Genomic DNA, 16,136 nt, shown 5'->3' on the forward strand with positions numbered 1-16,136 from the left:
GATTTCTTAAACTCTACATGTCGTTTTCTGAGACTAATTTTATTTTTCTTAGATTTTTCAGAATTGTTTTCAAAGCTCCGGCAGTTCCTATTTTTATAGAATTTTCTGCAGAACCCAGCATTCGCATATTTTTTTTGTAAGTGTCGTAAGAGGACTCTGTGATTAGATTTCCGCTTTTATCAAACAGCTTCATACTTACTATGACCTGATTAGAAAAAACATATTTCCCAAGACCTACTTTGAAATATTTAACTTTAGAAACGGTCACAAAATCTGCATCATTGTTGATTGCATAATCTGAAATTGTTTGCTGGTCTGTGGTTTCAAAAGATAGTTGAGTTTCTGTTTTCAGCATTTTACTTTTTCTATGTAAACTCAAATTGTCTGAAACAGCACTGAAAAAGGCGAGATTTGTAGGTTCTTTTACTTCTTCAACATCGGGCTCTACCTCGGGATTGAAATACAGAATGCTTTGAACATCACTGCGTTTTTGAGCTGAAATGGTGTTGATGGTAAAACCAAAAATAAGGATAATGCTAAATAATAATTCTTTTCTCATTGATGACTACAAAAATACTGTCTTTTAGTGAGATAAGATATGTTTTTTTATAATTTTAATCGTTTTTTTTTGTTATTTGAAATCAAAAAGTGGTTTTGCTTTTTCTTATTCAAAAAAATGTCGTACTTTTGCACCCGTTACATAATAATCATTAAACAATATTGGAATGTACTTAACAACAGAAAAAAAGTCAGAAATTTTCGCAAAACATGGAAAATCTGCACAAGACACAGGAAGCGCTGAAGGGCAGGTAGCTTTGTTTACTTTCAGAATCAACCATTTATCTCAGCATTTGAAGGTAAATCGTCATGATTTCAATACTGAAAGATCTTTGGTGAAATTGGTAGGTAAAAGAAAAAGCTTATTAGATTATCTTAAGAAAAAAGATATTTCAAGATATAGAGCAATTATTGCTGAACTTGGTCTAAGAAAATAATCTATCCGATTTCCAAAAAATAAAGAAGCAACTTCGTAAGAGGTTGCTTTTTTTATTGATTTAAAATTAAAACTACTGTAAATTTATATTTTATTTAAAACCTAATCGTTAAATTTGCCACTTTCTAAAATAAAATACCCGTGTTTCAAAGATTTTATATTTTATTACTACTGTTGTTATTAAATCCTCTTCTGTTTTCACAAAAAAAAGATAGCTTGAAGCCTCATCAATGGGCATTCTCAGCCGCAGGAGAGTACGGAGGAGTGATTCCTACCAACGAATCGCTCAATTTCTACAGGCATAAAGCTTATTCAGGATACAATTTTCAGTTTTTGAAGCAAACTAACGGTAGCAGAAATTGGCATGAGTATTTTAATTATCCCCAAATCGGAATAGGGGTATTTGCCTTAGATTTTTTAAAAGGTAAAGATATGGGCAGTCCGTATGGTTTTTATGGAATTTATAATGCTAAATTAAACCAATGGGATAGATTGAAATGGATGTACGGAATAAACTTCGGAATATCATTTAATTCAAATGTTCATGATTATGATAAACAGTTTTACAATATTTCTATTGGCGCTAAAACCAATATGTATATAAGTTTAAGTACAGGTCTGTTTTATGAACTCAATGAAAATTTTGATTTAGGTTTAAATTTGAAATTAAATCATCTTTCCAATGGTTCTACGAAAGTTCCCAATAAAGGTTTGAATATGGCTGCTGGCCAAATAAGTTTGATTTACTATCCGGAAAGAATTAAGCCTATAAAATCAGATACAATCTATCATCCTACCGAAAAATACAATACACTTGAATTTTCAGTTTTTGGAGGGAGAAAAGATACTTTTTATCAGGGTGAAAACCGCAATGATATTAAACTTTATGAAGGGTTTGAATACAATGTCTACGGAGCAGATCTTTTATACTTGCATCAATATTCAAATAAATCGGCTTACGGGTTGGGCGTAGGCGTAAATTATGACGGAGAATACAATCATCAAGGTTATGTGATTGATAGTACCTTGTACGAAAAAAAACGGTTTTCGCACGAAAGATTATTGGTGAGCATCGTACCATCTTACAGATTGCTGATAGGGAAACTTTATGTAAATTTAGGGGTGGGAGTTTATCCTTTTAAATCTACCCGAAAGTATGATAACGATATCATATTCCAGAAAATAGGACTGCAATATCAGATTACAGACCGCCTGTTTGCATCCTTCGGAATTAGAGCTTCAAATTTCCATATAGCAGATTATCTTGAATGGAAACTAGGATACACTATTACAAAAAAGAAAAATAAAAAGTAATGCAAATATTTGAAATCTAAAAGTTTAAAACTGATAAATTCTTGCTTAAATCTTTAGAATTGGATATTATAAGAAATAATACCTTAAATTTGCACCACATTTTTAGACGAAATATAATTAATTAAAGCACTCAATACGGAGTGCAACACAAAACAATTTATGAGTATACCTCAAGCAATTACAGAAACGATTATTCTTGCAGACGGCAGAGAAATCACAATTGAAACAGGAAAATTGGCAAAACAGGCTGATGGATCTGTAGTAGTAAAAATTGGCGGAACTATGCTTTTAGCAACTGTTGTAGCCAGCAAAGAAGCAAAAGATGGTGTAGATTTCTTACCATTGACAGTAGATTACAGAGAAAAATTCTACGCAGGTGGAAAAATCCCTGGAAACTTTTTCAGAAGAGAAGCCAGACCATCGGATCAGGAAATCCTGACAATGCGTTTGGTAGACAGAGTTCTAAGACCATTATTCCCAGAAGATTTCCACGCAGAAGTTCAAGTGATGATCTCATTAATTTCTTACGACGGACAATCTATTCCTGATGATCTTGCAGGTCTTGCAGCTTCAGCAGCAATTGCGATTACAGATATTCCTTTCAACGGACCAATGTCTGAAGTAAGAGTTGTAAGAATTGATGGTAAATTAGCGGTAAACCCTAATTATGCAGATCTTAAATTGGCTGACCTGGATATTATGGTGGGCGCAACTAAAGATTCTATCGTAATGGTGGAAGGTGAAATGAAAGAAATTTCTGAAGCTGAAATGCTTGAAGCAATTCAGTTCGCTCACCAAGAAATCAAAAAACAAGTGGAAGCTCAGGAAAGATTAGCTGAAAAAGTAGGCAAATCTTTACCAAAAAGAGAATACAGCCACGAGAATCACGACGAAGCCATCCGCGAAAAAGTTTGGAAAGAAACTTACGATAAAGTATATGAAGTAGCAAAATCACCTTCTAGCAAAGAAGAAAGAGGAGAAAAATTCAAAGCGGTACGCGAAGAGTTTTTAGCTCAATATGTTGATAATGCTGAAGAATTGGAAAGAGTAACACCTTTCGTAAAAGTATATTACCACGACGTAGAAAAAGAAGCGATGCGTCAAATGATCTTGAACGAAAAAATTCGTCTTGATGGTCGTAACCCAGAAACCATTCGCCCAATCTGGAGCGAAATTGATTATTTACCAGGAGCGCACGGTTCTGCAATTTTCACAAGAGGTGAAACTCAATCTTTAACTGCTGTAACTCTTGGTTCAGTGAAAGATGCGAATATGGTAGACAGCGTAATGGTAAACTATGACGAGAGATTCTTCCTACACTATAACTTCCCTCCATTCTCAACAGGTGAAGCAAGACCTTTGAGAGGGACTTCAAGAAGAGAAGTGGGTCACGGAAACTTAGCTCAGAGAGCTTTGGCAAATATGATCCCAGAAGAAAATCCTTACACCATCCGTATCGTTTCTGATATCTTAGAATCCAACGGTTCATCTTCTATGGCAACTGTTTGTGCAGGAACTTTAGCATTGATGGATGCGGGTGTTCAAATCAAAAAACCAGTTTCTGGTATCGCAATGGGGTTGGTAACGGACGTGAAATCAGGAAAATTCACAGTGCTTTCTGACATCTTAGGGGACGAAGATCACTTGGGAGATATGGACTTCAAAGTAACCGGAACTGCAGACGGAATCACCGCTTGCCAGATGGATATCAAAATCCAGGGATTGTCTATGGATATTATGGAAAAAGCGCTTCTACAAGCTAGAGACGGAAGATTGCATATTCTTGATAAATTGAATGAAACGATTTCTGCTCCAAGAGAAGACGTGAAACCTCACGCTCCGAAAATGGTAATGCTAGAAATTTCTAAAGATTTCATCGGTGCGGTTATCGGACCTGGTGGAAAAATCATTCAGCAGATGCAGAAAGACACGGATACAGTTATCGCAATTGAAGAAGTTGGCGAAATCGGTAGAATCGAAATTTCTGGGGTTAGTAGAGAGAAAATCAATGAAGCGATTGCAAGAATCAACGAAATTACTTTCGTACCAACTATCGGTGAAGTTTACCAAGGTAGAGTAGTGAAAGTGATGGACTTTGGTGCGTTTGTAGCGATTGCTAAAGGTACTGAAGGTTTACTTCACATCTCAGAAATAGAGTGGGCTCGTCTTGATAAAGTTCCTTACAACGAAGGCGACCAAGTTGAGGTGAAATTTATGGGTTATGATGACCGTAAAAAAATGAAACTTTCTAGAAAAGTTTTGTTGCCAAGACCAGAAAGACCAGCTCCTAAACCGAGAAATGAAGGAAACGTAAATCCTGAAGGTAAAGACCAGCCAGGAGAACACAAGCCTTTGAACGAAGCATAAGATTAAATCTTAATCATACAAATCCTCCGAGTTTTCGGGGGATTTTTTTTAGCAATATGATTTCAAATTTAATTGAATTTCAGCAATTTATTATTTAACGGATAATTTTTTGTATCTTTGTACACTACTTGCAAAAAGATAATAGATTTTTTAAGACATTTTAGAGTTAATCTAAAAACAGGACTGAAAAAAAATCAAAAATCTTTAGCTTTCATTAGGTATTATTTTTATCTTTAAAAATAATTTGAAAGCCTACAGTCGGACTTTTCAGCTAATGCCCTTAATGCAGGGTTTTTTATTCAGAATAACAATTAATTTTATTAAAATATATGGCAGATTCTTTTTCAAAAAAAGAAAACTTTAAGAAAAAACAGCAAAAATTAAAAGAAAAAGCACTTCGTCGTGAAGACCGAAAGGACAATAACGATAAAGGTAAAAGTTTCGATGATATGCTGATGTATGTTGACGAAAACGGTCAGCTTACTTCTTTACCACCAGAAAACAGAGAGAAAATCGAAATTAGCCTTGATGATATCCAATTGGGTGCAGCACCTATTGAAGAGGAGGAACTAAGAAAGACAGGAATCGTGACGTTTTTTAGTGAAAAGGGTTATGGTTTTATTACCGAAGACCGTTCTAAAGAAAATGTTTTCTTCCACTCCAACAATTCAGTTGAGCTTTTAAAGAAAGGAAATAAAGTTTCTTACGAAAAAGAGAGATCCCCAAAAGGCTTCTCAGCTATCGATATTAAAATCGTAAAATAATCTTTGGATTAATCATACAAAAGAGCTTCAGTTTTGAAGCTCTTTTTTTTGTTTTTAATTTCCATGAAGATCGACTTATAAAGCATTTGCCACGAATGCATGAATATTGTCTTGGTAATGGAGAATAGGGTTTTTGGAAGAGAAAATCATAATTAACTACGCATTCTTGATTTTAATTAGATTATTCTGTAATTCTGGTATATCTTGATTTTTATTTATTGATACAACAATTGCTTGTGAATTCTTCCAATATAAATGGTTTTTCATTAATGCTAAATTAGCTTTTTATGAATACTGTATTTATTTAATGTGTCTAAATTTTTAGATTAGGATACGTTTAGTTTGAAAATGTAGTTAAATTCATAAAAAAAGATTACGGCAGCCCGTAATCTCCTCATTATTTTCTAAACTTCTTCTTTTTCTTCCAAGGAGCATTCTTTCCCACATCACCCGCCATGATACATCCGTAAGGCATCACTTCATCCAGCACTTCGCACAATCCATATTCTTCGATTTGGGCTCTTACATTTTTGGCAATTTTATAAGCGGTTGGAAGTTCAGAAATATCAATTTCATTCGAGAAAAAACGGATGTCTAATCCCTGAGTTTCTTCTGCAAAAACTTCTTCAATGGTTTTATGAGCTAAAGATTTTTTATGCTGCGTTCTGCTGAAATTTCTTCCGGCTCCATGAGGTGCAAAACCTAAGTTTCTCTCATTGGTTTTCCCCTGAACAATCAAAACAGGTTCAGACATATTCAGTGGGATTAATCTTGGTCCCGTAATATCGGGCATGAATTTATCGTCCAACGGAGTTGCTCCTTTTGCGTGGTAAAATAAATCTCCGTCTTTGAAAACAAAGTTATGTTCGTTCCAATATCTGTCTTCTTTTTCCAAGTTCATTTTATGTAAAACGGCATCGTGGATTGACGTGTGGTTTTCTTTCGTCCATGTTCTTATCAACTGCAAGGCTTCCCAGTAGGATTTTCCTTCTTCGGTTTCGTAAGGAATCCATGCGTTTTCCTTTAAAGTTTCTGGTGAAATTTCCTGTCTGAAACGGTTGGCGATTTTCATTCCTTTATCGTACAAAGCCGCTCCCGGAGCTCTGGATCCGTGATGAGTGACCATCATTGTGTTGCCTGTATTTTTGGAAATTCCAACAAACAGGAAATGATTTCCATCTCCCTGAGTTCCCATGTGAGAACGGGCAATGCTGATTAATTTCTCATCATTTAAGAAGTTATTTTCTCTGAAAGCATTCATCAGTTCCTGAGACATTTCCATTTGTTCGCCTCTTGGTCTTCCTCCATATCCGAAATGGGTGATTGAATGCGCAGCGTCTAAAACATCTTTAGGATCTGCTTTGCCAAAATCTGTCAACATGACGGAACAGCAGATATCTGCGCTATGAAATCCTGGATGAATGGCATTTTTTGCCACCACAACTCCGCCAACAGGAATTTGTCCTTCAGGTCCTGTAGGGCAGGCGTCGGGCATAATGGCTCCGTTGATTAAGGTTGGTGTTTTCATCAAAACTTTCATGGTGTTGATTACTTTTTCCACATTGTTGATTTCATTTTCATTTTCCGGACGGATGTTGATGACGAAATTTTTTGGCTCTGTGTGCAAAGGAATCGGATCGGGTGATCTGAATTGTTCAAGATATATTTTCATGTTGTTTTCGTTGAGTTGATTTTCATTAATGTATTGTAATGCTTCATTAAACCATTTTGATGGCTTAAAACCTAATTCGATTAAATCGTTTCCGTTGATTGTACTGAATGTGTTCATGTGTTTGTTATTTGATACTGCAAAGTAATTGGCTAATTGCGCAATCTTTTTGCGTACATGAAATTATTTTGATTATTTTTGGAATTATTTAACCACAAAAGGCACAAAATTTTTACAAGGTGCTTTTGCTTTTTGAAAGTTGCAACTCAATATGCGAATAAGAGCAGAAATGCTTTCGGGAATAAAATTTTAGATAGAATTTTCTTTAATCCAGCCGTAAAGGAAAGGGGAATTCTTTTAAAATGTAATGGAAATCACTCTCTTTTAGGAATTGGATAAATGATTTTAATTCCATTTTTATAGTCAAAAGCTTTAATTGATTTGTAAGTCTTTTCAATTTTAATAAAAATAAAAAATATGTTATTTGAACAATTAGAAAAATCAGCGGAAGAAATTCAGTTTAAAAATGTAATCAGTTTTATTGATGAACATTACGATTTTACCCCAACGAAATTTAAAAACGGAAATTCCGTAAATGAAGCCAACCAAAATAATGGTTCATGTAAAGTTTTCAGTTTTGCCAAATTGAATGATTTGTCGAAAGAAGAAACATTAAACCTTTTCGGAGAATTTTACAGAGAAGATGTTTTGAAAAATCCTGAAGCAACAGATCATCAGAATATCAGAAATTTTATTGAATATGGTTGGGATGGGATTTCTTTTGAGGGGCAGGCTTTGAAGAGGAAGTAAATTTGCAGTACAGCTTTCTAGGGATAACAACTAGATTAACTACCTCGTCAAAAATTCTAAGAATTTTCGTTATTTCTCGAAAGGAGGGGTTTTTACCCAGTTAATATTAATCTCATTCTTAATCTCACTTTATGTCATCCAACAAAAATGCTTTGATCCGCTACAAAACTTTAGACAAATGTCTGAAGAATAAGTATACAAAATACACTTTGGAAGATTTGATGAACGAATGTTCTGAAGCTTTGTTTGAGTTTGAAGGTAAAGAATCTTTTGTGAGTAAAAGGACGATTCAGCTTGATTTGCAGAACATGCGGAGTGAAAAATTGGGTTATGAAGCACCAATTGAGGTTTACGAAAGGAAATATTACCGTTACAGTGATCAGGAGTACAGTATTCATCAAATTTCTGTCAATGAAAATGATTTGAAGGCAATGAATAATGCAGTGCAGATTTTAAAGCAGTTCAAAGATTTTTCAATGTTTAAAGATATGAATGGAGTTATTCAGAAATTAGAAAATTCTATTCATTCTACCAGTCAAAAATCTATTATTCATTTAGATAAAAATGAGCAACTGAAAGGATTGGAGCACATCGATATTCTTTATGAAAGTATTTTGAATAAGAAGGTTTTGAAGATTTGCTATAAAAGTTTCAAAGCAAGAGAACAAAATCTCCTCTTGGTTCATCCGCAATTGCTAAAGGAATATAATAACCGATGGTTTTTGATTTGCTGGCACAATAATGCAATTTATAATTTTGCTTTAGACCGAATGGAAGAAATTGAAATTGAGGATGGTGTAGAATATATTGATAAGGATTTTGATGCGGACCGTTATTTTGGCGAAGTAATCGGAGCGACTGTTTCAGAAACGCAGCGTCCCCAAAATGTATTATTTATCGTAGATTCTAAACATGCACCTTATGTGAAAACCAAACCTTTTCATCATTCTCAGGAATTGGTGAGGGAAGACGAAACAGGAACAACCTTTAAAATATGTGTACAGCTGAATTTTGAGTTGGAAAGGATGATTTTGGGCATGGGAGAGTTTCTCACTGTTCTAGCACCCAGAAAACTAAAACAGCGAATCGCAAAAAGCATCAGAAAAGCACACGAAAATTACCATGTCTTGCCGGAAGAAAACATCAGATAGTTTTTAGTATCCGTGTAAGTTGATGTCTTCGGTTCTTTGTAATGTTACTTTTTTGCCCATTTTTTTCTGAATAACTCTGAAGTGCTGCAATTCATCATCCGTTAAAATGTTGATAGCAGTTCCTTTTTCGCCAGCACGACCTGTTCTACCGATTCGGTGAATGTAGTCTAAAGGCGAGCGCGGCAATTCGTAATTGATGACGCAAGGCAAAGATTCGATGTGAATTCCACGACCGATCAAATCTGTAGCAACCAAAATTTGAGCACCGTCAACTTTAAATTCTTCCAGGTTATTTCTTCGTGCACCCTGAGATTTCTGGCTGTGTATGGCTACCGCTTTAATTTTATTTTTTTTCAGTTTTTCAACAAGATTATCGGCAGATCTTGTGGATGAAACAAATATCAAAGCTTTTTCAACCTTTTTTTCTTTAATTAAATAACGAAGGAAAGGGCCTTTGTTTTCGGGTGAAACATGAAAAGCCAATTGCTCAATATTTTCTATTTCAACTTCCTCCTTTTTAATTTCTATCATTACGGGATTGATGGAAAGGCGTTCTTTCATTTCAGACACTTTATCGTTTAAAGTCGCTGAAAACAGAGTTGTTTGCTTCGCAGCAGGCATTAAGGCAAAAAGTTTATCCATTTCTTCGCCAAAACCAAGCTGAAACATTTTGTCGGCTTCGTCGATTACTAAATGCTGAATGTTTGAAATGCTCAAAGCATTATGCTCAATTAGATCCAAAAGACGTCCAGGTGTGGCAATGAGAACTTCTACACCAAACATTCCCTTCATCTGTGGATTGATAGAAACTCCGCCATAAACTGCCATTGTTCGTACTTCACGTTTAAGATTTTCTGTAAAAGCTCTGAAAACTTCATCAATCTGAATGGCAAGCTCACGCGTGGGAACCAATAGTAAAACTTGTATATTACGGTCTTTTTTTATCTCTTCATTTTGTAGTTTTTCTAAAATTGGCATCACAAAACATGCTGTTTTTCCAGAACCTGTCTGGGCAATTCCCATCAAATCTTTTCCTTGTAAAATAATTGGTACAGCCTGCTCCTGAATAGGAAATGGCTTCAGGTAACCTAATTTGTTTACAGATTTAATAATGTTGTGTGATAATCCCAGAGATTCAAATGACATAAAAAAGATATTTGCTGCAAAGATAAGCTATTGTAAGTTGTAAAATATCATTACGAAATTTGGTGACAAATAAAAGAATTATGGCGTAGAAATTGTAATTCAATTTTGAAAATAAATATTATGAAATCTAGAATTTTAAAAGCAGCCCTTGCGCTGATAGTTCCCATTGTTGTAGAATTTATCATTAAAAAAGTTTCTGATAAGATAGATCAAAAAAAGACATCAAAACCACAACCAGCTCCTGAGCCGATAGGGCATAGTTAAAATTTTTTCAAAAAATATTGAGACTGCATTTGGCAGTCTTTTTTTTGTGGCAATCTGTTGGTTTATAGATGTAATTTAAAATGAATAATGAAAATGATCTTCCTCTCTCAAAACAAATAAAGCAGTATTTAAAAGTATAAAAACATTTTTTGGCATAGTTTTTACAGTTTCCCACCAGTAAAATTTAAAAAATTCATTATTATGAAAACGTTGAAACAAACACTAATCGCAGCAACAGTATTAACTGCCGGATTGGTATCTGCTCAGGATAAGGCAATGAATAATATGATCAAAGTAGGGGCTACAGCTGGTATTGCGGTTCCTTCAGATAACACTTCTGCAGCAGTAGGTGTAGATGTAGCTTATCAGAATTTAATTACACCAGGATTTGGCTTGGGTATCGCAACAGGATATACTCATTATTTCGGAAAAGAAAATAATGGCTATAACAACAATGATGTTGGAGTAGTACCTGTAGCAGCTCTTTTCAGAATTTATCCTAAGCAAACAGGGTTTTACTTTGGTGCAGATTTAGGTTACGGTTTCCTTGTTGGAGACAAAAATGTAGCTGGATCTATAGGTGCGGAAAGACCAGATGGTGGTTTTTATCTAAAACCAGAACTAGGTTACCATAACAGAGACTGGAATTTTTTCTTACAATATCAGAAAGTATTTACTGGAAGTATAGGAAATCTTCCTTCGCAAGATTACAATGTGGGAAGTATTGGAGCAGGATTTTCTTACAATATCCCTCTTGGAAGCTAAAAAAAACCAGATATAAACAATTAAGAGACAAACCTTTTCCTATTTTCGAAAAGGTTTTCTCTTATCTCATTTGAAATATCAAAACAATTATTATATTTACTAAAATTTGTGATTATGAACTTGAATCCGAAATTTCCGCTTTATTTGCCGGGAGTAAAAAATACCAGAAATGAGAATGTGACCATATTGGGAGCCAATCTTCGTGAGGATGAAACGGTACTTGCTTACTATGTTTCGGGAGGGGAAGGTTTAGAAATGAAAATTCAGAAAAAATATACTACAAAAGATTTTCCTACGCTGAATGAGATTGTAAAATTGTTTTTTGATGAAAATTCTCTTTCTCAAGTAGATCGTTTCGGAATTTCTGTTCCGGGGCCTGTATTGAACGGGAAAAGTAATCCTGAAAGATTGGGTTGGAATCTTGATGTAGAAGATTTCAAAAATGAATTTGGTTTTAAAGAAGTCAATATGCTGAATGATCAGGAAGCAGCAGCCTATGGGATTGGTCTTCTTGAAGATTCTGAGTTGCAAGACATCCGTTCTGGAGGTCATCTGGAAAACGGAAACGTTGCCATCATCGCTCCAGGAAATGGTTTGGGTGAAGCAGGATATTTTTTTGATGGTAAATATCTAAGGCCTTTTGCTACAGAAGGAGGTCACTCAGAGTTTTCTCCACGTACAACAATTGAAGTAGAATTTTATCAGTTTCTAAATAATCTTTACGGAATCGTAAGTTGGGAAAATGTTTTGTCTAAAGCAGGATTATTTAATATTTACAGATTTTTAAGAGATGTAAAAAGGCATCCTGAGCCAGATGGGCTTTCTGAAAGGTTGAATGAAGGGAATTTCGTAGAAGTTCTGTACAAAGCAGCTACAGAAGAAGATGTGATGATTTGCAAAATTGCTTTAGATACCTTCTTAGAGTTTCTGGCAAGAGAAGCCAATAGTTTAACCTTAAAATTGAAAGCTACGGGAGGTTTAATTATTGCTGGGGATATCTCGCAGGTTGTAAGTAAGTATATTGATAAAGATAAGTTTTACGAAAAATTTAAAATCAGTGATAAAATGGAATATATGCTCCGAAACATCCCGATTTATCTCGTGAAATCAAACAGTACGAGCATCAATGGTATTGCACTTTATACCGCTTATCATCAAGATTAAAATAGAAACTTCGGCATACCGCCGGAGTTTTTTTATGATAATACTCATACTGATAGATTGAAATTCTTAAAGTGTAATAATAGTGATATTGGATGCTCTTTTTTACATTTGCAACATTAAAATAAATAGTTAAAATTTAAAAATGAAAAAAATATTCCTAGTTGCAGTTTTGGCAAGTGGTCTTGCATTTGGTCAATCAAAAAAAGTAGTTTCTTCAGATGTTCATTGGTGGGGTTACAAAATCGCAAAATCTGAAGCAAGTTCTCATGATGGAACAATTAAAGTGAAATCTGGAGATATTGTGATGAAAGGAAATCAAGTTGTTGGTGGAAATTTTGTCTTGGATATGAATACAATTAATGCTACCGATCTTTCTGGAGAAGGGCAGGCAAAATTGAACGGACATTTGAAAAAAGGAGACTTCTTCGAGGTTGAAAAATTTCCTACAGCTATTTTTAAGATTACTTCTGTAACAAAAAATAATGATGCAGTGTACAGTTCTCTAGTTGTGGGGAAACTTACCGTAAAAGGAAAAACTAATGCTATTTCTTTCCCAGCAAAAATCAGTAATTCCAACGGGATCGTTACAATAGAATCAAAAAAATTCTCATTCGACAGACAAAAGTTTGATGTAGTTTATCAATCAGGAATGAAAGATGCATTCATTAAAGACGAAATCGATATGACAGTAAAAGTGAGTGCAAAATAATTTTATCTAAAAAAATATTGAGAAAAGTGCAGAAGTTCTGCGCTTTTTTTTATTTTTGTTGAATTGTAAATAAAAAAGAATGAAAAGATTATTATTGTTTGCTATGATGTGTGCGAGCATGTCGTTTGTTTTTGCTCAGAAAAAAGGAGATAAAATTTCAAAAGTAATCACTTCTGAGATTAAATGGTGGGGACACAAAGTAGTGAAAACTGCTCCAACCTCTCACTATGGAAGCTTAAAACTCAAAAGTGGGAAGTTTAATTTTGATCAAACTGTATTGGTTGACGGAGAGTTTATCATCGATATGAGAAGTCTTGTAGTGGCAGATCTTTCGGGTGCAGACCAGGTGAAATTAACTAACGAGCTGAAAGGAACTAACTTTTTTGAAGTCAAAAAATTTCCAACTGCTAAATTTCATTTGAAGAAAATTATTCCATTAGCGAACGAAGAGTACAATTCTACAATCGTGGGAGATATTACCATCAAAGGAATTAGAAAAACAATTTCTTTCCCCGCAAACGCTCACGTTACTCAATTTACTGTTGAAATAGAGTCTTCAAGATTTGCGTTAAATAGAAAAGATTTCAAGATTTTTTATCAAACTTCTTTGAAAGATCATTTCATCAAAGACGAGATGGAGATTCAATTCAAGATTTCAACGGCTAAAGTTGATAATGAAAGACCTAGATAAAGGTTAAATTTCTTATAAATAAAAAAAGGACTGCTTAGATTTAGCAGTCCTTTTTTTATTTTAGCTTTATTAAATCGCAATCAGTAGAAATGGTAAAACTGAAATAAAGATTTGATAATGAAGTTTTAATTAAAAAATACAAAGCTAAGCATGAAAATATATATAGTAAGCGGCCTCGGTGCAGATTATAAGGTGTTGGAGAGGTTGGTTTTTCCCAAACAGCATGAAGTTATTTTTATTGATTGGCTTGTACCTAAGCCTAATGAGAAATTTAATGATTATGTAATCAGAATGGCAGAAAAGATAGATGATACAGAGTCGTTTTATCTTTTAGGATATTCTTTTGGTGGAATTATGGTTCAAGAGATTAATAGGGTAAAACCTGCTTTGAAAACTGTGATTTTGGGAAGTATAAAATCAGATAAAGAAAAATCCAAACTTATTAAGATAGGTCAATTCACGAAAATCCCAAGATATTTGCCTATAAGAATGTTTAATATCAAAACGCTTGAAACGTATGCTGTTTTCCGAAAGTTTTTTGATCCCAAAAATCCAAAAGTAACTCAGTATTTTAGATTTACAGATCCGTATTACCTCAAGTGGTCTCTACAACGCATCTCTGAATGGAAGTTTGATCATGAAAGCAATGTTATCCAGATTTTAGGAGACCGCGACATCGTTTTTCCTCTCAGAAATTCAAAACCAGATTATATCATAAAAGGTGGTACGCACTTATTTCCAGTAACCAAGCATAAAGAAGTGTCTCAACTCTTAAATATTATTTTTATTTGAATTTATATATAAAATATTAGGGGGTCTTGTTTAATTTAATGCTTTTTTAATTAAATTATACATATTTTTGTAAGGGGTTAAATTAAAATAAATATGAAAATTGGTGTAAAATGGATAGTTTCATTCCTAATTATTTCAATAGTAGCAATTGGAGGTTTGTTTTGGCAACCAGACGTCATAGCTCCCAACACGGGTGATTTTCTTGATGAGTCTGCAGTTGTAGGTGCAGATGTAGCTTGGATTCTTGCGGCTGCAGGTTTGGTATTGCTCATGACTCCTGGGCTTTCTTTTTTCTATGGCGGAATGGTAGGTAAAAAGAATGTTATTTCCACCATGTTGCAAAGTTTTATCGCTTTGGGGGTTGTCTCCATGCTTTGGGTATTGGTTGGTTTCTCACTTTCATTTGGCGATCCTATCGGCTTTGAAATTGATGGTGTACATTACGGAATTATTGGAAACCCGTTTACCTATATGTTTTTCAATAATGTAAGTATATACCCACACAAGGCTTTGGCATCTACAATCCCATTTGTTCTTTTTGCATTGTTTCAAATGAAATTTGCCGTCATTACCCCAGCTTTAATTACAGGATCTTTTGCGGAAAGAGTGCGTTTTATTTCTTATTTACTCTTTATGGTTTTGTTTAGTCTGTTGATATATACACCACTATGCCACATGGTTTGGCATCCAGACGGGCTTTTAAATAAATATTTTGGGATAAAAGATTTTGCTGGCGGAACTGTTGTTCACATGAGCGCAGGTTTTGCTGCATTGGCAGGAGCATTGGTTTTGGGAAATCGTAAAAACCCTCATCATGAGGCTTCCAATATACCTTATGTGATTTTGGGAACGGGAATGCTTTGGTTTGGGTGGTTTGGTTTTAATGCGGGCTCTGCATTATCAGCCAATGCTACTGCTGCAGTTGCTTTCGGAACTACCACACTTGCTTCAGCATCCGCAATGATGACGTATATCTTTTTTGATAGATTAAATTCTCGTCCGGTTTCGGCTTTAGGAGCTTGTATTGGTGCTGTTGTGGGCTTGGTTGCCATAACTCCGGGGTGTGGGTTTGTCTCTATTCAAGAAAGTATATTTATAGGATTTATTTCTGCAATCGTATCCAATTTCATGGTCAATTGGAAAGCTTTAAAGAAAATAGACGATACTCTGGATGTTTTCGCTTGTCATGGCGTGGGCGGAATTATGGGGATGGTTCTCACTGCCATTTTTGCTCATGGAGAAAATGCAAGCCTACTACATGGCGGCATTGAGGTTTTTGCCCACCACATGATTGCTTTGCTTTTGGTTTCTATATTTGCGTTCTTTGGGTCATTGATGCTTTATAAAATTACCGACGCTGTTATTTCATTAAGAGTAAAAGAAGATTCAGAAGAAATGGGTCTTGATCTTTCGCAGCATGGTGAGAGTTTAAAATGATAATTTTTCTTTGGTATGTGAACTGAAAAAATGGTTGTTTTAATTGCTGTTTTTTTGATGATAATAATTGTTACTTATCTAAAAAATTTTACGTGTATA

At 34.6% G+C, this 16,136-nt stretch carries 16 protein-coding genes; 13 read left to right on the forward strand and 3 right to left on the reverse strand.

Features of this window, described 5'->3' with window-relative positions:
* Positions 1-13: 13 nt before the first annotated feature.
* A complete protein-coding gene (locus tag BW939_RS12240; protein ID WP_076452298.1) occupies positions 14-559 on the reverse strand; it encodes a pyruvate decarboxylase in 546 nt (181 codons plus the stop codon).
* A gap of 166 nt (positions 560-725) precedes the next feature.
* Here BW939_RS12240 and rpsO point away from each other — a divergent pair, with 166 nt between their 5' ends.
* From rpsO to BW939_RS12260, 4 genes are all read left to right on the forward strand, one after another.
* Positions 726-995, forward strand: coding sequence for a 30S ribosomal protein S15 (gene rpsO / locus BW939_RS12245; RefSeq protein ID WP_076452299.1), 270 nt, complete (start codon positions 726-728; stop codon positions 993-995).
* 215 nt (positions 996-1,210) lie between these two features.
* A complete protein-coding gene (locus tag BW939_RS12250; protein WP_076452300.1) occupies positions 1,211-2,308 on the forward strand; it encodes an acyloxyacyl hydrolase in 1,098 nt (365 codons plus the stop codon).
* Between the two features lie 159 nt (positions 2,309-2,467).
* Entirely contained in the window at positions 2,468-4,675 is a 2,208-nt protein-coding gene (locus BW939_RS12255) for a polyribonucleotide nucleotidyltransferase (RefSeq protein WP_076452301.1), read from the forward strand.
* Positions 4,676-5,004: 329 nt separating this feature from the next.
* The gene (locus tag BW939_RS12260; protein ID WP_076452302.1) at positions 5,005-5,439 is read left to right on the forward strand and encodes a cold-shock protein; all 435 of its coding nucleotides are present in this window, start codon (positions 5,005-5,007) and stop codon (positions 5,437-5,439) included.
* A gap of 397 nt (positions 5,440-5,836) precedes the next feature.
* Here the strand turns inward: BW939_RS12260 and BW939_RS12265 are convergent, their stop codons facing one another.
* Entirely contained in the window at positions 5,837-7,228 is a 1,392-nt protein-coding gene (locus BW939_RS12265; RefSeq protein WP_076452303.1) for an RtcB family protein, read from the reverse strand.
* 357 nt (positions 7,229-7,585) lie between these two features.
* Between BW939_RS12265 and BW939_RS12270 the strand changes: the two genes are divergently transcribed.
* Complete coding sequence (locus BW939_RS12270) at positions 7,586-7,918, forward strand: HopJ type III effector protein (protein WP_076452304.1); 333 nt, start codon at positions 7,586-7,588, stop codon at positions 7,916-7,918.
* Between the two features lie 131 nt (positions 7,919-8,049).
* A complete protein-coding gene (locus BW939_RS12275) occupies positions 8,050-9,069 on the forward strand; it encodes a helix-turn-helix transcriptional regulator (RefSeq protein ID WP_076452305.1) in 1,020 nt (339 codons plus the stop codon).
* Positions 9,070-9,072: 3 nt separating this feature from the next.
* Here the strand turns inward: BW939_RS12275 and BW939_RS12280 are convergent, their stop codons facing one another.
* Positions 9,073-10,215 carry a DEAD/DEAH box helicase gene (locus BW939_RS12280; protein WP_076452306.1) on the reverse strand — a complete coding sequence of 381 codons (1,143 nt, stop codon included), beginning with the start codon at positions 10,213-10,215 and terminating at the stop codon, positions 9,073-9,075.
* Positions 10,216-10,335: 120 nt separating this feature from the next.
* Between BW939_RS12280 and BW939_RS15955 the strand changes: the two genes are divergently transcribed.
* From BW939_RS15955 to BW939_RS12310, 7 genes are all read left to right on the forward strand, one after another.
* Positions 10,336-10,479: a hypothetical protein gene (locus BW939_RS15955; protein ID WP_165787335.1), complete on the forward strand. Its 144-nt coding sequence runs from the start codon at positions 10,336-10,338 to the stop codon at positions 10,477-10,479.
* A 201-nt stretch (positions 10,480-10,680) separates the two neighbouring features.
* Positions 10,681-11,244 carry a hypothetical protein gene (locus BW939_RS12285; RefSeq protein WP_076452307.1) on the forward strand — a complete coding sequence of 188 codons (564 nt, stop codon included), beginning with the start codon at positions 10,681-10,683 and terminating at the stop codon, positions 11,242-11,244.
* A 114-nt stretch (positions 11,245-11,358) separates the two neighbouring features.
* Positions 11,359-12,408, forward strand: a complete 1,050-nt coding sequence (locus BW939_RS12290) for a glucokinase (RefSeq protein ID WP_076452308.1) — start codon at positions 11,359-11,361, stop codon at positions 12,406-12,408.
* A gap of 142 nt (positions 12,409-12,550) precedes the next feature.
* Entirely contained in the window at positions 12,551-13,117 is a 567-nt protein-coding gene (locus tag BW939_RS12295; RefSeq protein WP_076452309.1) for a YceI family protein, read from the forward strand.
* Between the two features lie 79 nt (positions 13,118-13,196).
* Positions 13,197-13,808, forward strand: coding sequence for a YceI family protein (locus tag BW939_RS12300; protein ID WP_076452310.1), 612 nt, complete (start codon positions 13,197-13,199; stop codon positions 13,806-13,808).
* A gap of 150 nt (positions 13,809-13,958) precedes the next feature.
* Positions 13,959-14,600, forward strand: coding sequence for a hypothetical protein (locus BW939_RS12305; RefSeq protein ID WP_076452311.1), 642 nt, complete (start codon positions 13,959-13,961; stop codon positions 14,598-14,600).
* Positions 14,601-14,693: 93 nt separating this feature from the next.
* Positions 14,694-16,037 (forward strand): ammonium transporter, encoded by a 1,344-nt coding sequence (locus tag BW939_RS12310; protein ID WP_076452312.1) that lies wholly within the window; start codon positions 14,694-14,696, stop codon positions 16,035-16,037.
* Positions 16,038-16,136 lie beyond the last annotated feature (99 nt).

The organism is Chryseobacterium piscicola, assembly GCF_900156685.1.
In the GTDB taxonomy this organism is placed as follows: domain Bacteria; phylum Bacteroidota; class Bacteroidia; order Flavobacteriales; family Weeksellaceae; genus Chryseobacterium; species Chryseobacterium piscicola.